The organism is Acinetobacter sp. 1207_04, from assembly GCF_052850415.1.
The window spans coordinates 156690-180226 of sequence record NZ_VXCQ01000006.1 but is presented as its reverse complement, the minus strand read 5'-3'; the positions used below and the strand labels follow the sequence as shown (position 1 = coordinate 180226).

General features: G+C 37.2%; 26 protein-coding genes. 9 read left to right on the top strand and 17 right to left on the bottom strand.

The features are described 5' to 3' along the window. Positions 1-5: 5 nt before the first annotated feature. On the bottom strand, positions 6-1526 hold the full coding sequence (gene ppx, locus FW754_RS07435; RefSeq protein ID WP_446324242.1) for an exopolyphosphatase: 1521 nt from the start codon (positions 1524-1526) through the stop codon (positions 6-8). A 281-nt stretch (positions 1527-1807) separates the two neighbouring features. Between ppx and trxA the strand changes: the two genes are divergently transcribed. The 3 genes from trxA (at position 1808) to FW754_RS07420 (ending at position 4355) form a co-directional block, all read left to right on the top strand. Beyond that, positions 1808-2134, top strand: coding sequence for a thioredoxin (gene trxA / locus FW754_RS07430; RefSeq protein WP_409510369.1), 327 nt, complete (start codon positions 1808-1810; stop codon positions 2132-2134). Between the two features lie 324 nt (positions 2135-2458). Continuing rightward, a complete protein-coding gene (rho, locus tag FW754_RS07425) occupies positions 2459-3727 on the top strand; it encodes a transcription termination factor Rho (RefSeq protein ID WP_409510368.1) in 1269 nt (422 codons plus the stop codon). 379 nt (positions 3728-4106) lie between these two features. After that, the gene (locus FW754_RS07420) at positions 4107-4355 is read left to right on the top strand and encodes a hypothetical protein (protein WP_409510367.1); all 249 of its coding nucleotides are present in this window, start codon (positions 4107-4109) and stop codon (positions 4353-4355) included. A 277-nt stretch (positions 4356-4632) separates the two neighbouring features. Here FW754_RS07420 and FW754_RS07415 read toward each other — a convergent pair whose 3' ends face one another. The 3 genes from FW754_RS07415 to pheS all read right to left on the bottom strand — a co-directional run bounded on the left by FW754_RS07415 (position 4633) and on the right by pheS (position 8461). Next, positions 4633-4929, bottom strand: a complete 297-nt coding sequence (locus FW754_RS07415; RefSeq protein WP_004723042.1) for an integration host factor subunit alpha — start codon at positions 4927-4929, stop codon at positions 4633-4635. After that, on the bottom strand, positions 4926-7307 hold the full coding sequence (gene pheT, locus FW754_RS07410) for a phenylalanine--tRNA ligase subunit beta (RefSeq protein ID WP_446324241.1): 2382 nt from the start codon (positions 7305-7307) through the stop codon (positions 4926-4928). The genes FW754_RS07415 and pheT overlap by 4 nt, the downstream gene beginning before the upstream one ends. Positions 7308-7480: 173 nt before the next feature. Further along, positions 7481-8461 (bottom strand): phenylalanine--tRNA ligase subunit alpha, encoded by a 981-nt coding sequence (gene pheS, locus FW754_RS07405; RefSeq protein WP_419346047.1) that lies wholly within the window; start codon positions 8459-8461, stop codon positions 7481-7483. Positions 8462-8720: 259 nt separating this feature from the next. Here pheS and FW754_RS07400 point away from each other — a divergent pair, with 259 nt between their 5' ends. Continuing rightward, positions 8721-9800, top strand: coding sequence for a hypothetical protein (locus tag FW754_RS07400; protein WP_446324240.1), 1080 nt, complete (start codon positions 8721-8723; stop codon positions 9798-9800). Between the two features lie 43 nt (positions 9801-9843). On the opposite strand, the gene FW754_RS07395 is transcribed toward FW754_RS07400, so the two are convergent. The 4 genes from FW754_RS07395 to FW754_RS07380 form a co-directional block, all read right to left on the bottom strand. Next, entirely contained in the window at positions 9844-10395 is a 552-nt protein-coding gene (locus FW754_RS07395; protein WP_446324239.1) for an NADAR family protein, read from the bottom strand. A gap of 45 nt (positions 10396-10440) precedes the next feature. Beyond that, positions 10441-10989 (bottom strand): adenylate kinase, encoded by a 549-nt coding sequence (locus tag FW754_RS07390; protein WP_419346140.1) that lies wholly within the window; start codon positions 10987-10989, stop codon positions 10441-10443. Between the two features lie 83 nt (positions 10990-11072). Continuing rightward, positions 11073-11270, bottom strand: a complete 198-nt coding sequence (locus FW754_RS07385; protein WP_419346050.1) for a hypothetical protein — start codon at positions 11268-11270, stop codon at positions 11073-11075. 113 nt (positions 11271-11383) lie between these two features. Beyond that, entirely contained in the window at positions 11384-11761 is a 378-nt protein-coding gene (locus FW754_RS07380; protein ID WP_446324238.1) for a hypothetical protein, read from the bottom strand. A gap of 71 nt (positions 11762-11832) precedes the next feature. On the opposite strand from FW754_RS07380, the gene FW754_RS07375 reads away from it, so the two are divergent. Beyond that, positions 11833-12288, top strand: a complete 456-nt coding sequence (locus FW754_RS07375) for a DUF1398 domain-containing protein (protein WP_446324237.1) — start codon at positions 11833-11835, stop codon at positions 12286-12288. A 62-nt stretch (positions 12289-12350) separates the two neighbouring features. On the opposite strand, the gene rplT is transcribed toward FW754_RS07375, so the two are convergent. Together rplT and rpmI are read right to left on the bottom strand one after the other, a co-directional pair. After that, positions 12351-12710, bottom strand: coding sequence for a 50S ribosomal protein L20 (rplT, locus tag FW754_RS07370; protein ID WP_004723060.1), 360 nt, complete (start codon positions 12708-12710; stop codon positions 12351-12353). A gap of 12 nt (positions 12711-12722) precedes the next feature. Further along, positions 12723-12917 (bottom strand): 50S ribosomal protein L35, encoded by a 195-nt coding sequence (gene rpmI / locus FW754_RS07365; protein WP_004278281.1) that lies wholly within the window; start codon positions 12915-12917, stop codon positions 12723-12725. A gap of 223 nt (positions 12918-13140) precedes the next feature. Between rpmI and FW754_RS07360 the strand changes: the two genes are divergently transcribed. Together FW754_RS07360 and FW754_RS07355 are read left to right on the top strand one after the other, a co-directional pair. Continuing rightward, on the top strand, positions 13141-14406 hold the full coding sequence (locus FW754_RS07360) for an MFS transporter (RefSeq protein WP_446324236.1): 1266 nt from the start codon (positions 13141-13143) through the stop codon (positions 14404-14406). Between the two features lie 146 nt (positions 14407-14552). Next, a complete protein-coding gene (locus tag FW754_RS07355) occupies positions 14553-15311 on the top strand; it encodes a TonB family protein (RefSeq protein WP_446324235.1) in 759 nt (252 codons plus the stop codon). Positions 15312-15323: 12 nt separating this feature from the next. On the opposite strand, the gene FW754_RS07350 is transcribed toward FW754_RS07355, so the two are convergent. Beyond that, the gene (locus tag FW754_RS07350; protein ID WP_446324234.1) at positions 15324-15749 is read right to left on the bottom strand and encodes a YqaA family protein; all 426 of its coding nucleotides are present in this window, start codon (positions 15747-15749) and stop codon (positions 15324-15326) included. 60 nt (positions 15750-15809) lie between these two features. On the opposite strand from FW754_RS07350, the gene FW754_RS07345 reads away from it, so the two are divergent. After that, positions 15810-16214 carry a TonB family protein gene (locus FW754_RS07345; RefSeq protein ID WP_446324233.1) on the top strand — a complete coding sequence of 135 codons (405 nt, stop codon included), beginning with the start codon at positions 15810-15812 and terminating at the stop codon, positions 16212-16214. Between the two features lie 290 nt (positions 16215-16504). Here the strand turns inward: FW754_RS07345 and FW754_RS07340 are convergent, their stop codons facing one another. After that, complete coding sequence (locus FW754_RS07340; protein WP_446324232.1) at positions 16505-16789, bottom strand: hypothetical protein; 285 nt, start codon at positions 16787-16789, stop codon at positions 16505-16507. 89 nt (positions 16790-16878) lie between these two features. Next, positions 16879-17496, bottom strand: a complete 618-nt coding sequence (locus FW754_RS07335; protein ID WP_409510353.1) for a glutathione S-transferase N-terminal domain-containing protein — start codon at positions 17494-17496, stop codon at positions 16879-16881. Positions 17497-17771: 275 nt separating this feature from the next. Here FW754_RS07335 and FW754_RS07330 point away from each other — a divergent pair, with 275 nt between their 5' ends. After that, on the top strand, positions 17772-18230 hold the full coding sequence (locus FW754_RS07330; protein WP_409510352.1) for an Hsp20 family protein: 459 nt from the start codon (positions 17772-17774) through the stop codon (positions 18228-18230). Positions 18231-18284: 54 nt separating this feature from the next. Here the strand turns inward: FW754_RS07330 and infC are convergent, their stop codons facing one another. The 4 genes from infC to FW754_RS07310 all read right to left on the bottom strand — a co-directional run bounded on the left by infC (position 18285) and on the right by FW754_RS07310 (position 23489). Further along, positions 18285-18836: a translation initiation factor IF-3 gene (infC, locus tag FW754_RS07325; RefSeq protein WP_409510394.1), complete on the bottom strand. Its 552-nt coding sequence runs from the start codon at positions 18834-18836 to the stop codon at positions 18285-18287. A gap of 5 nt (positions 18837-18841) precedes the next feature. Continuing rightward, positions 18842-20764, bottom strand: coding sequence for a threonine--tRNA ligase (thrS, locus tag FW754_RS07320; protein WP_446324231.1), 1923 nt, complete (start codon positions 20762-20764; stop codon positions 18842-18844). Positions 20765-20987: 223 nt separating this feature from the next. Then, positions 20988-22166: an alanine racemase gene (locus FW754_RS07315; protein ID WP_446324230.1), complete on the bottom strand. Its 1179-nt coding sequence runs from the start codon at positions 22164-22166 to the stop codon at positions 20988-20990. 39 nt (positions 22167-22205) lie between these two features. Further along, positions 22206-23489 carry a D-arabinono-1,4-lactone oxidase gene (locus tag FW754_RS07310; RefSeq protein WP_446324229.1) on the bottom strand — a complete coding sequence of 428 codons (1284 nt, stop codon included), beginning with the start codon at positions 23487-23489 and terminating at the stop codon, positions 22206-22208. Positions 23490-23537 lie beyond the last annotated feature (48 nt).

Below are 23537 nucleotides of genomic sequence, written 5' to 3'. Positions count from 1 at the left end.
AGTTGTTAATTGATAAACTGTTCCGAATGAATACTCAGCTCAATATCCCAATGCTTAAACTGTACTTGCTCATCATGCAAATCCGCTATAAGCAAAGGCCATTGTTTGGCATCACCGGAAACACTGAGTTGCCATTGTTGCTCATTCACTGCCTGTAATTCAATGGCAGGAAGCATCTCATCACTTCGACTATGATTGAGTAAAACAGCAAGTCTTAACAAGAGACAAAGATAAACAAGCTTGTTTCCACCGACTCTGAGCGCATCAATTCGCGCATCGCTACGTAACTTTCTGCGATGATGAGCGACCAAATGTGACAAATAATTTTGATCAATTTGTGAAAAACCGGCTATATCAGAATGCTGTAGTAAATATGCACTATGCTTATGGTATCCACTATGACTGATGGCTAGACCAATTTCATGCAAATATGCAGCACGACGTAATAAATCACTATCATCACTATTCAAATTCAGTTTTGTCGCAACACCATCAAACAAATGTTGTGCGGTGCTTACCACACGTTCAGCTTGTTTCGGATCTGCACCATAACGCCCCATCATTGCTTGTACGCTACGATCACGGATATCTTCATGCTGAAAACGTCCCAATAGGTCATACATCACACCTTCACGTAATGCGCCATCGGAGTAAATCAATTTATCAATATTTAAGACTTCAAAAATAGCATATAAAATAGCGATGCCCGCAGGTAGTACCGCTCGACGATCTTCTTTTAAGCCATCAAAATCCATATCTGAAATATGTTTAAACTTCAGCAATTTCTCTTTGAGTTTATCCAAGCCTTGACGAGTCAGGCTTTCTTGATCATCACTCCAACCCATATTGATACAAATCTGACGACAAGCCTTAATTGTGCCACTTGAACCAACAGCCGTATCCCAACCTTCAGCCTTATACGTATTAGCAATACCTGACATTTCTTTACGTGCGGCAACCACAGCTTTATCAAAATCTTTTGGGCTGATTTCACCCTCAGGGAAATACGCTTTTGTATAAGCAACACAGCCCATTTGTAATGATTCAGTATGAATAGGTTCAAACTCTTCACCAATGATCAGTTCAGTCGAACCACCACCAATGTCAATCACTAAACGACGACCACTGTTCGCCATAGTATGTGAGACACCCAAATAAATCAGGCGGGCTTCTTCACGACCTGCAATAATTTCAATCGGCTTGGGTAAAATTTCTGCCGCTTTTTGTATAAATTCTTGTCCATTTTTGGCTTGTCTTAATGCATTGGTCGCTACAATTCGCAAGCGATTGGCCTGTACTGAACTCAAACGCCCAACAAAACGTGCTAAACATGCCAAACCACGTTGCTGTGCAGCTTCTGTTAAATTTTTATTTTCATCTAACCCTGCGGCAAGCTGAACCTTTTCTGACATCGAAGCAACTTTTTTTACTTCACCATGATCTACACGGGCGATCGCCAAATGGAAACTGTTTGATCCCATATCTATGGCTGCAAGTAACTCTTCATCAATCAAAAAATCAGACATGATTTGTACAAACTCATTTAGAATTGTTGCTTAGATTAATTCACATACATGCAATTTAAAAGCCATTTATGCACACAATTTAACAGTCTCCCATTTTTTATACATATATGACATTTGTATGACAATAGAGATGAATCCGATAACCAGTATCGTGAGCATCAATTGGACAAAGTCACCCTAAAAGACGAAAATTTCAAACATCCCCTACATAGTTAAAGATGACTATGTAATACTTATATTCATAGCATAGATACATCTTTTCAATTTTTGGAGCCAAATCCATGTCTGGTAATATCGTAAATACAACTGATGCAAACTTCGAAGCAGATGTTTTACAGTCTGACATCCCTGTCATTGTTGACTTTTGGGCAGGCTGGTGTGCGCCTTGTAAAGCAATCGCACCAGTACTTGAAGTACTTTCTGACGAATACGCAGGTAAAGTAAAAATCGTTAAAGTTGACGTGACTGCATGTGAAGAAACTGCTGTGAACTATAACATCCGTAATATTCCTGCATTATTGATGTTTAAAAACGGTGAAGTTGTTGCCCAACAAATCGGTGCTGTACCTAAATCAAAATTGACTGCATTCATAGATGACAACATCTAATTTGTAGATCAATCGGTTTTTCAAATACGCTATCCTCGATAGCGTATTTTTTTGAGCAGAAAATTGACAAATCACTTGATCTCACTTATATTCTTTCATCAAGGAATCCAAAGTTACATTTCTAGTTCCTTAAAAGACAACACATAAGACGCCGCTCGGCAATAGAAATTGTATTACACTTTTTCTCCTCGAAAAAATTATTTGAAATCTGAGTTTTGTTATTGTGCACATACAATTGCTGCTCGTTTTTCGATCTGCGGACGACTTTTGCTTCCTTTCTTATCTATCTGTGTACCACACATTCTTATATCAATCTGATCACCTATGAATTTAACTGAACTCAAGAAAAAACCGATTGGCGAACTCATTAAAATTTCTGAGTTTATGGGCCTTGAAGGAATGGCTCGTAACCGTAAACAAGATATTATCTTCGCCATCTTAAAACGTCATGCCATGAATGGTGAAGAAATTTTCGGTGATGGTGTACTGGAAATTTTATCTGATGGTTTTGGCTTCTTACGTACTGCTGCAGGTTCATATCTTGCAGGTCCAGACGATATTTACGTAAGTCCGTCACAAATTCGTCGCTTTAACCTACGCACAGGTGACACCATTACAGGTACGATTCGCCCACCAAAAGAAGGCGAACGCTATTTTGCACTATTAAAAGTTAACCAAATTAACTACGACACACCTGAAAACTCACGCAATAAAATTCTATTTGAAAACTTAACACCACTTTTCCCAACAGAGCAACTTGTGATGGAATTGGGTAATGGTTCATCTGAAGATTTAACTGCACGTGTTGTCGATCTTATCGCACCGATTGGTAAAGGTCAGCGTTCTATTATTGTTGCACCGCCTAAAGCGGGTAAAACAATGTTATTACAAAGCATCGCGCAATCGATTGTTCGTAATAACCCAGAAGTCTTCCTTATTGTTCTTCTTATTGATGAACGTCCAGAGGAAGTAACGGAAATGGAACGTACTGTTCGTGGTGAGGTTGTTGCATCAACATTTGATGAGTCTCCTGCTCGTCACGTTCAGGTTGCTGAGATGGTGATCGAAAAAGCAAAACGTTTGGTTGAGCATAAAAAAGATGTTGTCATCTTACTTGACTCAATCACTCGTTTAGCACGTGCCTATAACACTGTAATTCCAACATCAGGTAAAGTGCTTACAGGTGGTTTAGATGCACATGCACTTGAACGCCCTAAGCGTTTCTTCGGTGCTGCACGTAATATTGAAGAAGGTGGTTCACTAACCATCATTTCTACCGCCCTAATTGAAACTGGCAGTAAAATGGATGAAGTGATCTACGAAGAGTTCAAAGGTACAGGTAACCAAGAAATTACGCTTGATCGCCGTATTGCTGAAAAGCGTGTGTTCCCAGCCATGAACATTAAGAAATCAGGTACACGCCGTGAAGAGCGTCTCATGAGCGAAGAAAATCTACGTAAAGTTTGGATTCTACGTAAGCTACTTCACCCAATGGATGAACTAGCTGCAATGGAGTTCTTGCTTGATCGTATGAAAGAAACCAAAACAAATGATGATTTCTTTGATCAAATGAAACGTAAAGCTGCAAATTAATTTTTTAAATCTCAAAAAAAAGCCACTCAAATAAGTGGCTTTTTTTATTGGTTGACATTAGTTACATAAGTACACATTTTCATCAAAACCCTGTATCTAAAATTACAAAGTGATGATTTTTCAATACATTATCTATATTTTTAACTTATTTTTTAATCACTTACTATTAACCTTCCAATCTAGAATAACTTTTCAATTGTAAATTACTGTTAAAAATATGTCATTTTTTCATCAAATTTTCTACTTTTTTTCATCTAGCCAGTAGAAATTCAAAATATACAGTGATAGCATACTGACATACCAGTTAGACTGCTCATGCAAAAGCAAAAAACAGGCTAACCTGGGTTTTTTTTTCTCTAATATTTATGAGAGTGATGCCATGTTATTCAAAAAAATCGCTATTGCTGCTGCAGTTGCTACTACTTTAGCTTTCGTTGGTTGTGCTAAAAAAACTGAAGAAGCTGCTACTGATGCTACTGCTGCTGCATCTCAAGCTGTAGAAGCTGCTTCTGAAGCTGCTGTTGAAGCTTCTGCTGCTGTTGAAGCTGCTTCTGTTGCTGTTGAAGCTGCTTCTGCTCCAGTTGAAGCTTCTGCTGTTGACGCTGCTCCAGCTTCTGCTGCTCAATAATAATCGTTTAGATTATTATCAAAAAAGAGAACCTTTGGTTCTCTTTTTTTATACCTCAATTTTAATATTACCATCCAAATAAATAATAATATTCAAAGAATTAAATAAACACAGCAATACCCTTCAAGCTTTAACCACGAGATCAACCAGTAACCCTATTCACAACTCAAGTAACAAATTCACTATCAAATTTAGATTACTGAAATCTACAAGTATAAAAAAGCTTCAGGTAACGAATCACCTGAAGCTTCTGTATAGAGAAACATACTAGGAAAAATTAATCTTCCTGTTCTGTACCCACACGCTGTCTAAATTTTTGACCTGCACGAAATGTCACAACACGACGTGCTGAAATTGGAATCTCTTCCCCAGTTTTTGGATTACGACCTGGACGCTGGCGCTTGTCACGCAGCTCAAAGTTACCAAATCCTGAAAGTTTGACTTGTTCACCAGCAATTAATGCTTGGCTAATTTCATCAAAAAACAATTCAACCATTTGCTTCGCTTCACGACGGTTTAAACTCGTAAGCTCACTCAAATGATCAGCCATTTCTGCTTTTGTTAATGCTGTCATGAGGCCCTCAATGTCGCCTGATAAGTGCTTTCCAACACTTGAATAATATGATCCATACCGGACTTAATTTCAGCATCCTCGAGCGTACGAGATGGGTGTTGCCATAACAATGCAAATGCAAGTGAGCGTTTGCCGTTTTCAACACCTTGACCAGTGTACACATCGAATAACCAGGATGAGTCTAAAAGCTCTCCGCCCGCTTTTCCGATAAGTTGCTGAATTTCACTAACATTAATATTATCACTAATTAAAAGCGCAATATCACGTCTAACCGATGGAAATCGTGATAATTCTGTAAAATTAGATACATAAGTTTGCAAAACAGCCAACTGATCGAGTTCCGCAACCCAAGTTATACCTAAATCAAGTTCATCCTCTAGTGATGGATGTAAACGACCTAGATAACCAATTGATTTTCCAGCGACTAAAATTTCAGCAGACTGACCTGGATGTAACCATTCACGTGTTGAGCGAACATAATCTGCTTGTACACGCGCAGCGCCTAAAAGTTCTTCCACTTCACCTTTAAGATCGAAGAAGTCCATAGACTGCGGCTTTCCATGCCAAGATTCAGCAGTTTTTGCCCCAACGGCAATCATTGCCAAAGTTGGGATTTGCTTTAGATCATTAATATTTTTTGCATTTTGATAATCGAAACGTAAGCCTAACTCAAAGAAGCGTACACGACTTTGTTGGCGGTTAATATTATACTGAACACATGGAATCAAACTTGAAAGTAGTGTTGAACGCATCACTGCTAAATCACTTGAGATTGGATTTGCCAATGCCAATGGATTTACTGATGGATTCAATTGTTTTTCAAGTTTTAAATCAGAGAAGCTAAAGCTAATTGCTTCTTGGTAACCCAAAGTCACTAAAGTTTGACGCAATTGTGGCAATTCAAATTGATCTTGATGTTTTGCAAGTTTCACATCAATTACAGGTAGACTCATTTGAATATTGTCATAGCCGTGAATACGTGCCACTTCCTCAATCAAATCTTGGTAAATAGTCATATCATAACGATGTGATGGTGGAACTACTGTCCATTCACCTACAGCTTTAACAGTCACTGTACAGCCTAGACGAGTCAATGCGTCGGTAATGAAGTCTGATTCAACCTGATAACCCAACAATTGATCAACTTGAGCTTGATTTAATTCAATCGCTTCACGAGTCGGAAATAATTCGGCTTGTTCCGCAACGGTAATTGGACCGAACTCACCGCCTGCAAGCTCTTGAATCAATTGTGATGCACGATGCATTGCAATCATTGGTAATTCAAAGTCCACACCACGCTCATAGCGTTGTGATGCATCGGTATGTAGACCAAAGCTACGCGCACGACCTGCAATTGCAAGCGGAGCAAAGAATGCAGACTCTAAGAAAATTTCAGTAGTTTCATCGGTCACAGATGAAGATAAACCACCCATGATACCTGCAATTGCCAAGGCTTTTGCATCATCTGCAATCACCATTACTTTTTCAGACAATTCAACTTCTTGCTCGTTGAGCAATGTTAATTTTTCCGCAGCCGTTGCTTGACGAACTTGAACTGAACCCTGAACTTTATCACCATCAAAGGCATGTAAAGGCTGACCCAATTCAATCAACACATAGTTGGTAATATCAACCAAAATACTATGCTGACGAATCCCTGAACGTGCAAGAGCTCGCTCCATCCATATCGGTGTAGACGCTTTAGTATTGACGTTTTTAATTACACGACCCAAATAACGTGGGCAACCGTCTGTTGAAATTACAACTTTCTTTTCATCAGTAATAGTTGCAACAACGTGTTTAATATTAGGTACAGTCACAGACAATTGGTTAATTACACCAATTTCACGTGCAATCCCGCGGATACTGAAACAGTCACCACGGTTTGGCGTAATGCTGATATCAATCACGTGATCATCTAAATTTAGATATTCACGGATATTTATACCAACAGGCGCATCGCTTGGTAACTCTAAAAGACCATCAATTTTATCTTCAAGGTCAATTTCAGAAGCACCGCATAGCATACCTTGTGATTCAACACCACGAAGTTTACCTTTTTTGATTTTAAAATCGCCTGGCAAAACCGCACCAATAGTTGCTACAGGTGCTTTCATACCTACACGCACATTTGGTGCACCACATACAATCTGTAATGGCTCACCCGAACCAATATTGACCGTGGTAACACGTAAACGATCTGCATCAGGATGTTGAACAACGGTGAGTACCTCACCAACTACAACACCTGTAAATGGTTTTGCCGCAGGATCCATACCATCAACTTCTAAACCCAACATAGTCAGTTGATTGGATAAAGTATCGCTATCAATTGCAGGATTAACCCATGTGCGAAGCCAATTTTCGCTAATTTTCATACATTCATTTCCTTAACCCCCCTAGCCCTCTTTAAAAAGAGAGCAATCCTTACTCCAGTTCAGGGATGTAAGTCCCCCTTTTTTAAAGGGGATTTAGGGGAATTTATAAAATCTAAAAAATAATTCGTTTCATCCTTTTCTCATAATTACGAGAAGATGAATAAAAAATCTGTTTAAGCAAACTGGCGTAAGAAACGCACATCATTTTGGTAGAACATGCGTAAGTCATTGATGCCATAACGCAACATTGCAAAACGCTCTACACCTAAACCAAAAGCAAAACCTGTATATTTTTCAGGGTCAATGCCTGCTGCACGTAGTACATTTGGATGCACCATACCGCAACCTAAAACTTCCAACCATTTACCACGTTCATCCATAATATCCACTTCGGCACTTGGCTCTGTAAATGGGAAGTAAGATGGGCGGAAACGAACTTTTAAATCTTTTTCGAAGAATTCATTGAGTAGATTCACAAGTAAGCCTTTTAATTCAGCAAAGCTCGTCTTTTCTGCAACATACAAACCTTCGATTTGATGGAACATTGGTGAATGCGTTTGATCCGAGTCATTACGATATACACGACCTGGACACACGATACGAATTGGTGGCTGTTGTGTTTCCATGGTACGGATTTGTACACCCGAAGTATGCGTACGTAATAAATGATTTACATCAAAGTAAAATGTGTCATGCATTGCACGTGCAGGATGGTGTCCTGGAATATTCAATGCTTCAAAATTATGATAGTCATCTTCAACTTCAGGACCCGTTGCAACTAGAAAACCTGCTTTGGTAAAGAATTGGCAAATACGCTCCTGAACCTGAGTTACAGGGTGGATACTACCCACAGTTTGACCACGACCCGGCAAAGTAATGTCAATCATTTCACTTGCAAGTTTTTGTTCTAACGCTGCTTTTTGTAATTCTGTCTGGCGTTCAGTCAATGCAGCAGTAATCGCTTCTCGCACAGCGTGAATTTGCGCACCAAAGACTTTACGTTGCTCAGGATCCATTTTACCGAGTGATTTTGACTGCTCAGCAAGTTGGCTTTTTTTCCCTGTAAATTGCACTCGAACTTGATCGAGTGTCGCAAGGTCTTGAGCTGCTGCAATCGCAGCGAGCGCTTCAGTGGTCAGGGCTTCCAATGACATAGTAACTCTCAAAGCAACAATTTAGAAAAAATAATATAACCCTTTATTCTAACAGTTTTTATGCAATAGGATGAAGACCGAACACAGGAAAATACCGATGAACCACCCCACTTTGAGCACTCATTCTCAATCTGACAACAAATATTCAATCATCCTGAGAACTTAAGCGCATTTTTTCCATCTAGATTTACGTTGCAGTGCTAGAAATTTAAATTATAAAGTGTATAAAATAACAATCTCATTATAGAGATTTACAAGAATGGCACTCGATCAAATTTGGAAACAGCAACTTACGCTTGTGAGTTATGGCAATGAATACCTCACTCAAAATATGAGTTTTAGCCATTGGGTCGATCATGCCATTTTTAATCAGCATGCTTTTGCATTTCGAGATTTAATCAGTCAACATTTATTAGCACAGCATTTTCAAATTTGGCTAGAGGGCTTAAAAAAGCAAGGCGTATACAAACTCAGTCTGCACAACTCATCTATTTTAAATGATGAAAAAAATCCGAATAGCAATGTTGAACTTTTACCTATCACACATTTTATTGTCAGCCATGACAAACAAAAAAAATCCGCATGGATTTTCGGTAAAGAACTAGCTGAATGGTATCAAGCAGACAATGATTTTGATGTACCCACATCACAACGAAGCAATGTCCGCTTCGAGTCACTTTGGCGTTTTGAACTAAATAGCAAACTCATCAAACGTGTAGAACAAGATTTAATACAACCAAATTGGGATGATATTCAGGCATATACAGACAATGAGCTTTTTAATAGTAAATTTGCTCAAGATTTCACACCACCTGCCAATTTACATTTACCTTTTAGTGGCTCTAATTCATCGACATCGACTTCAAAACAAGTGCAAACAAGCGAAGATCATTCAACTCAAGCCTCTCTAAGTCCTACAAGCTTTAATCCAAACAATGTAAAAATGTCACTATTACCTACCGATTATCAGGCTGATTATGCACATGAAAGTTTGCATCGCTTAGATGCATTATCACTATTTATTACACAAAAAATCCAACACCCTTATCATGAGGATGGCACTGTATTCACACCCGATGAGCAATTGAATTTACGACATTTTTCGCAAAAATTAGATGATTTAATGGCGAAGTTTATTGTGAAAGTTGCCAATCACTATAAAACTGCACGTTTAACACCCAAAGAAATTACCTCTCCATTTGATTCGGATTCATCGAAACCAAAAGTTTCACCAAAATCCAGTGCTCACCTTGAAGTTAAATCAGCAAAATATGGAGTTATTCCTTTAATTTTATTGACGATTATTATTTGCGTCTGCGCCTACTATTTTGGTTTGTAATTTTATCTTACATTCGCTAATAGCAATAAGAGAGCAACTGAAATTAAAAGAGTTGCTTTCTAACATCCATTAAGGCAAAACCTAATAAATTCAATCCATCCCACAACAACGGATTTTGGACATGTTCATGATTCGCAGCCAAGCCAATGCCCCAAATTTTGTCAACTGGAGAGGCTTCAACCAATACACGCTCATGGGTACTATATAAAAATTGTTTTAATTTTTCATTCTGAGAAAATTTTGCTAAATTTCCGTCGACGACAATCGCATAGCGATGTTTCTTCCAAACATCATCCTCATAATTTTCAACCTGTCGCCCAAGTACCTTAATCCTATCAGGATTCTCTGTTTGTAATATCTTTTGGAAAATTTTTTCATCCGCAAAAAGTTTTGCCTTTTGTGCCATCATATACTGTTCTGTATTTTGATATTGCACACCTTTAACCTCAAATTTTGTAGGAAACCACTGACTAAAACAGCTTTTATCAATCAGATCTTGTACTTTTTGCGTATGTCCCCAAAAGTATAGATATTTATATTGTTGCCCTTTGCGAACGTTTTCCTGCAATTCTTTTAAAAATTGAATATCACCCATCTTTCACCCTTAATTCATCTCGCCTTCAATTCATCTCGTTTTACATCATTTCAAATTTTCTAAAAACTGTCTCATCTGCTTTCTCGTTGTAATATGAATAAATTGAACATGCACAAATTGAGGATCATTCATTTTATCAATATACTTTTTTCGGTTCTTTTTATAGGTTTTAATCATCCATAAAACAATAGAATCACGTGTAAACATTCGGGAAAAACTTTCAGTATTATTTGAATTTTCCCAAAATGGTTTTTGGCTCAGTGCCCGACCAAATGCACGATGTAAAGACTGAAATAAATTGAGATAAAATGGTAAATCAAGCCAAATTACAGTGTCGCTTGCCTTCCAAGTCAAATGTGTTGTACGACTATAATTTCCATCAATCACATACCCCTGTTTCGTCGGATCCATATCAGCAAAAGCGATAGCTTGTTCAATTTTCTGAAAAAATTCAAAATCAGGAGTTTCCTGCCAATCATCTAACCACAATAAATTATCTAATTCGATATGAGTTAAATTTAATCTTTCTGCCAATTTTCTAGAAAATGTGGTTTTTCCAGATGCCGATGTCCCAATAACATTTATTCTTTTCATCATTTTTATAAATATATACACATAAAAAAGGAGCCCATTTTAGCTACTTTTATTTGATTTAAAACAACTTAATACGATTCACATTAAATAATTGGGCGAATTGTTAAAATAACACTATGATCATTAGCATGTTGATTAATGTAATGCTCTAACCCTATCACCTCACCTGTGACCTCTGCATCCGCACCATACATCACCCTTATGGTTTCACCAATGCGAGGCAAGAGCATTAGTTCCACTTCAATTGTGCCCTGCTGTACGCCATGAATGTCTACACGCATGTTTTTTCCTAGCACGATTATTTTTATGTTATCTCTAATGTATGCGAGTACGTATTAAAGTGATAACCTTTTACTGTTAATATTGTGTAATTTTTACTCAAACATTCTCACTTCTATTCATCATAATCCAAATCATCTTCATCAACATTGATAAAATCAGGCTCAGGCATATGCTTAAAACGTACTGCATGAATATGAGTATCTTTTTGCAATTGAGCTTTTGCTACTCGATGTATACCATCCATCACACGCCCATCTATACATAAAATAATTGGGTAACTAAGATCCGCATCCTGAATGAGTTGAATATGTTCAATAATTTGCTGTGTCGTTGGAGAACCTTGAGGAAACCAATAAGCTTCATGAAGTTCTTGAATTTCAGTCAATAAAACTGATTTTACAGACAGGTCTTGCGTTAATTCAACCAAACGATGTACATCCCAGATATAAGTGTTATCACCGACTTTGCGAAAATGGTATTGTTTACGCATTCAACTGTCTCCTATAGTCATTTAAAACAAATAGTATCCATATAAAATCAACATAATATAGAGCAATTCAAATGAAAGACTTCAGCCAGATTCAACTTCATACCATACAATCTGTTTTCACAAAATCTAATACAGGTGAAATTCATTTCGGTGATGCTATTCAGCAATTAATCGCTATTGGTATTGAATCCTATTTTGTCGATTATCGTTGTGGCGAAACCACATATTATTTCCCCAATGGTAAATTTATCCGTCATTCCTTCAAGGCTGAAATTACTGAAATTACTGAAATTACTGAAATTGCTGAAATTGCTGAAATTGCTGAAATTACACTACATTTTGATCTACAGAAAATCAAACAGGCAATTGCAGGTGCTCAATCTGGACAAGTTATGTATCCACAATTCAAAGAACTCACTTACCTTGCTGGATGTATTGGATATTTTGTATGGATTAAAGGTAAACATGTGCAGTATTTAGGGCGTCTGGGAGAAGCTCATACTGAGAAATTTCCAGAATCAATATAGGATTGAGATACCAAAATAAAAAAGACCGCTAAAAAGCGGTCTTTTTTAATCATCAAAGATGATTAAGCAGCTAATGCGCCTTTAGCTTTTTCAGCTAAAGCAGCAAATGCAACTGAGTCATGCATAGCGATGTCAGCAAGTACGCGACGGTCGATGATCACTTGAGCTTTTTTCAAGCCATCGATCATACGGCTGTACGACAAACCATTTTGACGAGCACCAGCATTGATACGTGCAATCCACAAAGCGCGGAATTGACGTTTCTTTTGACGACGGTCACGGTAAGCATATTGACCCGCTTTGATTACTGCTTGGAACGCTACGCGATAAACACGTGAGCGAGCGCCATAGTAACCTTTAGCACGAGCAAGAATTTTTTTATGACGACGATGCGCCTGTACACCACGTTTTACACGAGCCATTTATAAATCTCCTTAGATGTATGGGCACATACGGCGAACTGAAGCAACGTCACTCACGTGAACCATTACACAGCCGCGTAATTGACGAATACGCTTAGCAGATTTTTTGGTCAAAATGTGGCGTTTGAACGCTTGTTTACGCTTGAAACCGTTAGCAGTCGCTTTAAAGCGTTTAGCTGCACCACGGCGAGTTTTCATCTTAGGCATAACAACCTCTTTTGAACACCTGTTCGGAACGTTCGCACCATTGCGATGACGACCTGCAGGTAAGGGAGCAGATATTCTAAAGGATCTTTGCTTAAAACAAAAGCGAAACATGATGCCATTCAACATTTGTTTAGCGTAATTTCCGATCTTAAATTCAGGAATATGTTAAGCCAAATATAATAAAATCTTTATAATCGTCACATCATGATAAAACAAGACCAATATGAACACTGCACATGACGCTTTTGCCGCACTTCGTTATCGTGATTTTTCGATTGTTACAATCAATCAATTTTGTCTGACGCTTGCAATTTTGATCCAAGAAATAATTGTTGCTTATTCTTTGTATCAAATTACTAAAGACCCATTAACACTTGGTTTCATTGGACTTGCTGAAGCCGTCCCCTTTATTGCTTTGTCTCTTTGGGGTGGCTATTTCGCAGATAAATTTAATAAACAAATGATTATGAGAATTTGTCTATTTTTCGCCGTTCCCATGCCTTTAATTTTATGGTGGCTGTTTCATCAGTTCGATCATGGGCAAATTGCTGTAAGTACCCTCTCTTTAGGTATCTATGCAGTAATTTTTGGCTTGGGTACCATTCGTGGTTTTTACAATCCTTCCGCGACTTCTTTAAAGCCTTTTTTAATCCCTCGTGAACTGTATGCCAATGGGGCAACATGGACAACCATTGGTTGGCAAAGTGGCGTAATCATTGGTCCAATGCTGGGTGGTTTCATGCTTGCAGGAATTGGACGTGAAACAAGCCTGCTGTCTGTTGCAGTCTTATTGAGTGTTTGTTTTATTTTAATTTCTTTGCTTTCTAAACGTATGTTCCCGCCTATAGAACACAGCAATTTAAAAGACAGTTTAAGTGAAGGCTTTCGGTTTATTTGGAAAACTAAAATTGTTCTTTGGGCAATTTCTCTTGATTTAGTTTCAGTTCTGTTTGGTGGTGTGATTTCCTTATTGCCTATTTTTGCTGAAGATATTTTAAAAATTGGGCCTGAAGGTTTAGGCTATTTACGTGCAGCTCCCTCTATTGGTGCATTGGTCACCATGATTGCGCTAACCAAATTTCCACCTACACATCATGCATGGCGTAATATGCTCCTCGCTGTTGCTGGATTTGGCGTCTTTACCCTCATTTTTGCATTCTCAAATTATCTTTGGTTATCTTTATTTGCCTTAGCCATGACTGGCGCTTGCGATAGTATTTCAGTGGTTGTTCGTCAAACCATTTTACAGATTTATCCGCCTGAAAATATGCGAGGTCGTGTGGCTGCTGTGAATGGTATGTTTGTATCGAGTAGCAATGAACTTGGGGCTTTTGAATCGGGACTTGCAGCAAAATACATGGGAACAATTGCCGCTACAGTTTTTGGTGGTTGTATGACCATTGCTGTTGTCGTTTTAAGTTGGATGAAGACTTCTGACTTATTTAAACTTGATATTACTCAAGCTGAACACCCCGATAAAGATCTTTAAGGTGTACTGTCAACTCATGTGTAAAATAATGATTAAAAACTGGCAATACATAATTTTCTATTGCGATCATTCTCATTTAAGGAAATACTTGACGGCATTTTAAACCTGACATGTTTTGCATCGGTCTGTGCTCTGTGAATATCAACATGAAAAAACTCATTCAACTTACGCTTTTATCTATAAGCAGTGCTTTTAGCTTGGCACATGCAACAGACTCAAGTCAGTTACAAAAACTTGAACCTGAAACCATTACGGCTGAGTCTACACATCTCACAACACGTATTGAATGGACTCAATTTCCACGCATTCAATACAACAGCTCAGAGCTCTCAGGACAAAATCGTTCTGCAATTATTCGTGTAAAAGCCAATAAACAAGGTCATGTCACTGATGCTGATATTCAAGAAAGTACAGGTGTTAAAGCACTCGATCAAAAACTGATTCGCGCAGTAGAACAAGCTGAAGTTAAACCACATCAAGAAAATGGCAATAAAAAATCTATCGTGGGTTATCAAACATTTACGCTTCGTTTAAAAGATGCGACTGATCAAACTCAAAGTAATGCTATATGTAAATATAGTTTCAACTCAGAAGTTTGGCATAGGCAGTCCAAAGATAAATCAACAGCATTTAAATACTCGCAACAACCGAGCTTAAGCCTAGATCAAACTCTTTTAAAATTTAAAGATCGTACTGTGAAATTTAAATTTAAGGTCAATAAGCAAGGTGAAGTAACGCAAGTTAAATTGAAAAAACTTTCAGGTGTAAATGCGATTGATCAAGCTGTTTACAATGCCCTTTCAAACAGTAAAGTTGAGTTAAAACGCACTGCATCAACGCTATGGATGTATAAAAAGCATACGTTAAAAGATGAAATTCAGTTCAAAATGGATGATTGTCATTAAAAACAAATCACTTTAAAAAATGCCTAAAAATATCAGGTAGATAAATATATATCTACCTGTTTTTGCTACAGCAATAATCAATAAAAAACGCCAAAAATTTTCTTTGAATAAACCTGCAATTAGCGTAATCGGATCACCAATAATCGGAGTCCAACTCAGCAATAATGACCAAAAGCCATATTTTTGATAAATCACAGCAGCTTTCAGCATATTCTTTTCTGAAATAGGAAACCATTTTCGATCTTTAAAACGCTCAATGCGTAAACCTAAAAACCAATTCACACATGAACCTAAAATATTTCCAACAGATGCACAAATCAATAATAAAGCAACAGAATAGTGGTCTTGCCACAAAAGCCCAACCAATATGGCTTCAGATTGCAAAGGAAGTAAAGTTGCTGCACCAAAAGCAGAAAGGAATAATAAGAAATAAGCCATCGTAATCAACTTACTTTTTTGAGATCATAAGGACATAAAACAAAAGAGATTATCCTCAAAATGTATAAAATAATTTTCTTAACCATACTTTTAGTCGCTTTATCAGCATCAAGCATAGCCAATGAATACTCTCAAAAAGCTGAAATTGTCACATATGAACAAGTTCAGTGGTTGCAAAAACCGCATTTAAAAAACCATGACTTATTTAACTTTCCCACAGGAAATTATGAGCTTACTGTCAGAATAAACGCTAATTCAGAAGGAATAATTAAAAGTATCTATATTCTTAAAAGTTCAGGATTGAGTCAACTCGATCAGTATGTGACAGAACAAGTCCATAAAGCGCAATTTAAACCCTATACGAAAAATGGTATCGCATCTGATTTCAATGTAGAACAGCCCTTTGTTGTCATTATTCCTAAAATACAAGAGAAATCATGGTGGCAAAAAATTTTGTGGTATTAATTTCGGTATAAATCTTTATGAAAAAATACTTTATTAATAGGCTCAACTTTTTTATTTAAATTTATATTTCAAAAACAACAAGATAAAAATGAAATGTAAGTGAAATAAAAAATTAAGCATAAAATGCTCTTAAGAGAAAAATAAAGAGCCCAAAATACTCAAATACCGCGTTGGTATTGTAAAAACGATAAAAACTTACTGTAAAGATTAAGCATTCAAAGGAAATAAAGAAATGTCGAAAAAATATTTACGTCATCTTCATTTCCTTATCCAACATTGTTATCTACACATCATAAGTTGAGCATTTTTTTCGTTTTACGATACTGAACATTTGAAGCAATCAATGCAATTAGAATCGCTCCGATCCGCACCCATTGATAACGCTGTGCAATTGAGTCAAGGATAGTACGAACTATCGTTGGATCTTGTGATGAAATATGTGGATAAACACTTTGAATATGAATAATTTCAGCAATATATAAAATTAAGCAGGCAACAATACCAGCAATAATACTCCAATAAATTTTTGAATTGGTTTCTAAAATTTTCGTAAAATTTAAAAAGAAATCTTTCATCACCAATACCTACCGATCAATCAATCATCATGAATCTAAAAAAGAAAAAACCACTCAAAGTGGTTTTTAATCTTAACACAAAATATTTACTAAACTTTTATGGATAATGCTCTTTGCACCGCAGGACGTGCCGTTAAACGCTCGACATATTCTTTCACATAAGGATAATCATCAAGATCAATCTGTTGCCATTCATGACGTAGTACCCAAGGAAGAATTGCCATATCCGCAATCGAGTATTCCCCTGCTACATTTTTTTGACCAATCAATTGTTTATTCAGCACAGCATAGAGTCTTTTTGTTTCAGTCACATAGCGATCAATCGCATATGGTATTTGTTCTTTGGCGAATTTTCCAAAATGATGATTCTGCCCAAGCATAGGTCCAAAACCACCCATTTGCCACATTAACCACTGTTCAACTTCAACACGGTCTTGTTCATTTTCAGGATAATACAAACCTGTTTTACGACCTAAATATTGTAAAATTGCACCCGATTCAAACACAGAAATCGGTTCACCATTGGGACCATTTTGATCAACGATTGCAGGAATTTTATTGTTTGGAGAAATCCGTAAAAAATCAGGTTGAAATTGATCATTCTCTAAAATATTGATGGGAAATATTTGATATTCAAGCCCCATTTCTTCTAAAGCAATCGTAATTTTATGACCATTGGGTGTACCCCAATAATACAAATCAATCATGTTGGTTACCTTTTGCCTTTATCGTTTTTTACATCACATTATTGAACTTTATCGCTAGTTATAGCATGTTTCATTACAATAAACAGTAGAATTTATTCTAATTAATCCTTCCACTTAACAACCTACCCTTAAGAAAAATTTTTTTTTGATTTTTTTCTTGAAATCTAAAAAAGCATTCCTATATTTAAAGTACAGCAATAATTGCTGTAGGTTCTGCAAATGCAGAGACAAAAATATTATTTATACAACTTTGCTAATTTTAGGAGGTTCTATCAATGAGCAATTTAAGTCTCAGCCCATTATTCCGTCGTAGTATTGGTTTTGACCGACTCAATGACTTGTTCGATTATGCTATGCAAAGTGAAGTATCAAATTATCCGCTATATAATATTGAAAAAACGGGTGACAATAACTATCGTATAGTTGTGGCTACAGCAGGTTTTACTGAAGATCAAATTGAGATCAATCTTGAAAACCAAGTGCTCACTATTACAGGTAAAGCAACTGAAGAAAAGTCAGATACGACGGTTGAATTTTTACACAAAGGTATTTCTGATCGTTCATTTAAACTATCTTTACGCTTAGATGAACATATTGAAGTACAACGAGCAGACTATGATCATGGTTTGTTAAAAATAGAATTGAAACGTATTATTCCTGAAGAGAAGTTACCTCGGCATATTCCAATTAGCCGAAAAGTAACACAACAACTTGCTTCACCTGAAGTAAAATAAAAGCAATAAAAAAAGCACTGCTTATGCAGTGCTTTTTTTTAAATCAAAGAGCGATTACTTTTTCTTTTTAGGACCAAGTAACATACCCATTTGACGACCTTCCATTTTTGGTGATTGCTCAACGATACCAAACTCAGCAACATCAGCTTCAATTTTTTGCAATTGAGCTAAGCCGATTTGTTGGTGAGCCATTTCACGACCACGGAAACGTAAAGTAATTTTGACTTTATTACCTTCTTCTAAGAAACGAAGAATAGCACGCAGCTTGATATTGTAGTCACCAATGTCAGTACCTGGACGCAACTTAATCTCTTTGACCTGAACCTGATGCTGTTTCTTTTTAGCATCTTTCTGTTTTTGCTTCAGATCAAATAAATGTTTGTTGAAATCCATGATTTTACAAACAGGTGGTTCTGCATTTGCCACAATCTCAACAAGGTCAAGATCTACTTCTTCAGCAGCACGTAGCGCTTCAGCAAGTGAAACGATACCTTTTTGTTCACCATCTGCGGCAACAAGACGGACTTCTTTAGCCTTAATCTCATCATTTAATGCAGGGCGATTGCTTTTAGCACCTTGTTGTTGGTTACGGTCAGGCTGTTTAATCTTTCTTACTCCACAATATACCGGCCACGTTCGGCTACGGCTACTTTCACTAGGTCAATAAATGCATCAACTGACATAGTCCCTAAATTTTGTCCAGAACGGGTACGAACATTTACAGTACCTTCTTCTACTTCACGATCACCAAGAACCAATAAGTATGGAATACGTTCTAAAGTACGCTCACGAATCTTAAAGCCGATTTTCTCATTTCTCAAGTCTGAAATTGCTCGAATTCCATTTTCTTTGAGTTTTGCGACCACTGACTCGCATGCAACCGCTTGAGAATCGGTAATATTCATGACACATGCTTGCATTGGTGATAACCAAGGTGGCATGAATCCTGCGTAATGTTCAATCAGTATACCAATAAAACGCTCAAAACTGCCAAGAATTGCACGATGCAACATCACAGGGTGGTCACGATCGTTATCTTCAGTTACATAAGATGCATCTAAGCGTAATGGTAAGTTGAAGTCACACTGAATTGTACCACATTGCCAAACACGACCTAAGCTGTCTTTAAGTGAAAATTCAATTTTTGGACCATAGAATGCACCTTCACCTGGTTGAAGCTCCCAATCTAAACCTGCTGCATTTAATGCATCTTCAAGTGATTTTTCAGCAACATCCCAAAGTTTATCATCACCCACACGTTTTTCAGGACGTGTCGACAATTTCATTTGTACATCTTCAAAACCAAAATCTTTGTAGACATCCAAAGTTAATGCAATAAAATCTGCAACTTCTTTACCAATTTGTTCAGTCGTACAGAAGATATGCGCATCGTCTTGAGTAAAGCCACGTACACGCATAATGCCGTGTAGTGAACCCGATGGTTCGTTACGGTGACATGAACCAAACTCAGCTAAACGAATTGGAAGATCACGGTAAGACTTCAAACCTTGGTTAAACACTTGAACGTGACATGGGCAGTTCATCGGTTTAACCGCATAATTACGGCTTTCAGAATGTGTCGTAAACATGTTGTCTGCATAATTTGCAGCATGACCTGATTTTTCCCACAACGTAAAGTCTACGATTTGTGGAGTTTTAATCTCTTGATAGCCATTGTCTTGCTGAATTTTACGCATGTACTGTTCAAGTACTTGGTAAATTGTCCAACCATTTGGATGCCAGAACACCATACCTGGTGCTTCTTCTTGCATATGGAACAAGTCTAAAGCTTTACCAATTTTACGATGGTCACGCTTTTCAGCTTCTTCAATACGTTTTACATATGCAGCTAATTCTTTCTTATCTGCCCAAGCTGTACCGTAAATACGTTGTAGTTGCTCATTCTTCGCATCACCACGCCAGTAAGCACCAGAGATTTTAGTGAGTTTGAATGATTTTAAGAATTTAGTATTTGGAACGTGCGGACCACGGCACATATCTAAATAATCTTGATGGTAGTACAAGCCCATTTGTGTTTCTTCAGGCATGTCGGCAATCAAGCGTAATTTGTATTCTTCACCACGTGCTGTGAATTCTGCAATCACTTCGTCACGAGGAGTCATTTTTTTGATAACGTCATAATCTTGATCGATGAGCTTTTTCATACGCTCTTCGATTGCAGCCATGTCATCTAAAGTAAATGGGCGTGGCATCCAAATATCATAGTAGAAACCTTCTTCAATGACAGGACCAATCACCATTTTAGCTTCTGGGAAAAGTTGTTTTACTGCATGACCTACCAAGTGAGCACATGAATGACGAATGATTTCCACACCTTCTTGATTTTTAGGTGTAATAATTTCAAGCGTAGCATCTTCGGTAATGAGGTCACTTGCATCAACCAAACGACCATTTACTTTTCCTGCAACTGTATTTTTTGCAAGACCAGGTCCAATACTCTGTGCTACTTCCATAACAGAAACAGCTTGGTCAAAACTTTTTTGATCGCCATTTGGCAATGTGATAATAGGCATAAAAAATCCTTAAGGAGTGATGCCCCGTACCATGGAGCATGTCACCGCGAGATTATGATCGAGACGAGCTCAAAAGATAAAATCGGTGGAACAAAATTAAAGTCCGTAGAATTTTACACCTTTAATGCAGTTTGATAAACCATTAGCTACATCTTACCCTTAGCTATTCTTAAAAAAATCGATTGAAGTCATCTCTAAATATGTTTCGCCTCAATGATAACAATTACTCTCTAAAAGTTTCCCATGCTTCAAAAACATTATTTTTATAACAATAAAGCTGAGAAAATTGCGGAATAATTGCTTCACTTTGCGTTGGTCTTAAAAAAACATAATCATCGACATCAATTTGAGTCGTTTTTGAAACATTCACTAACTCTTGATTAGAACTTCGTCCGTACAACAAATGTGGATGCGCTCCTTTCGGATAAACATAATCTGCCATCCAATATCCACCATAAATAAATAAAGCCTTATCTTTATGAGGTAATTTATTCAGTAATGGCATTCCTGGTAATTCTGTATTTTCAAGCACTTTTAGCACTGGACTAGCAATCCATAAGGCGGGCTTTAACGCTTCTAAATGTGTACTGTCAAAATCACTTGGTTTGAGTAACATTGAACCAAAAGATAGATCATTACAGACACTTTGTTTCACGTGAAAATTAAAACTTGGACTACCACCACCATTTAAACAAAGTTCCTCATGCCAAAGCTGCGGAAATTGTGCTTGAATAATTTCTATAAAATGTTGATAAATTTGCTGTGATTCAGCATATGCCACATCGGCTTTTTTGATAATAGAAGGTAGTTTGGTCACATGTGCATCGTAGCCCATTAGACCACTGAATTTAAGCTGTTCAGGATGTGCTTCTATGATTTTCAACAGTGCAACCAATTCTTGTGTACTTGATACTCCCCCTCTGTGTAATCCCACATCAATTTCAATATTGATCTGTAACCGTACAGCATAACGCCTTGCGATATCCAAATAAGCAATTAAACGCTGTGGTGTATCGACAAGCCATTGAATATTTGAAGTATTCCAAGATGTAAATCTCAGATAAAAATATTCAACAGTACTTGCAGGCATAGGCTTCCCCATCAATACATCTGCCGAGCTAAAGCTTTCTAAAATGGGTAAAATTTGCGGTAAATGAAATACCATAAAGCGTTGTGTTTGAAAATGTGTAGCGACAGTTTGCAGAAGTTGTAAACTCGCTAAAGACTTCACTACCAAACGTGGTTTTAAATGCTTATTTTTATGTAGCTGTTGCTCTGCATGCTGTATATTTCGTTTAAGTTGATCCTCATCTAGAATTAAACGAGGTAAACCGAATGCTGAATGACGCAAATCCTGATTTAATTGTTGAAAAAAGTCATGTGCTTGAGCATTTTTAACCATTTCATTTCCCTCGTTATTTTCTATAATTTTCTTTAACAGTTATTGACTATAAAATAGCTTTTGTAAATATGGATTTAAAAACTTTTTACTTGGATCAAGCTGTTCACGAATCTGCATAAAATCACCCCATTTAGGATATAGTTCACGTAATTGTTGATGATTTAGCGTATGCATTTTGCCCCAATGTGGTCGCCCTTGATACTTACGTAATATCGGCTCAATAACATTGAATAGCAAATATGGATCTTGTTTATAGTATTGATGCACTGAAATGGAGATCGAATCTTGCTGATAAAAAGGACTCAACCAAATATCATCACCTTTCACAAAGCGAAATTCTAAAGGGAAAAAAGTCTGTACTTTATGCTTTCGCATCACCACTAAAATTTCTTGCAAACACGCTAAACCTTGATCGACAGGAATTTGATATTCCATTTCATTAAAACGTGTATTGCGTGGTGTTGGAAAAATCTGACTCGACCAATCAATAAAAGTCGTCGGTTTTACAAAGACACCTAATAATTTTTGCAAATACGGATTAGCCGATGGAAAGGCTTTACTTATTTCAGAACACATCGTCAGTAAACCATCTTCCGATGGCCAAGATTCTTTGCGAGGTTGAATTTCCTCATCAGTCATATCCAAAGTTTTCAACATGAGTTGAGCATTGTGTGAAAAGACAAAACATTCAATATGCCGATGCTCGGTTTTCCATTGTTGAATATTCGTCAGCATATCGGTCACAGGACAGAGTTTCACATGCTCTTTGAGTTTATAACGTGGCTTATTTTGCATAGTAATTTTGGTCAAAATCCCTAGACTGCCGAGTGATACTCGTCCTGCATTAAAAATATCGCTATTTTCCGTAGGACTGCATTGCAACAATTCACCCGATGCTGTGAGCAATTCAAACTGCTCTACATAACCTGAAATACAATACAAATCTGCGCCTGTACCGTGTGTTCCTGTTGACACGGCACCAGCTAAACTTTGCTGATCAATATCGCCTTGTTGCATCAGCGATTGATTCAGTGGCTGTAAAAATTGATCTAAATCATACAGTCGAGTCCCTGCTAATATTGTTGCTGTGCATTGTTCTTGTTCAACATGTTCTACACCTGATAAGTGATCAAGTGACAATAAAGTTGCATCTGTTGCCACTAAAGGCGTGAATGAATGGCTTGCCCCTGCGACACGAATTTTGTCATGATCTCGGACAATGATTTTGAGTTTATCAATATTGTGCGGTTTAAAAATTTGCTGTGGATTTGATGTTTGAAATCCCGACCAATTGTTCCATGTATATTTTTTTAATATGCTCATTGGCTACTCCTTAGCCCTTATTTTCCTATGATGTGGATATTGCGGATG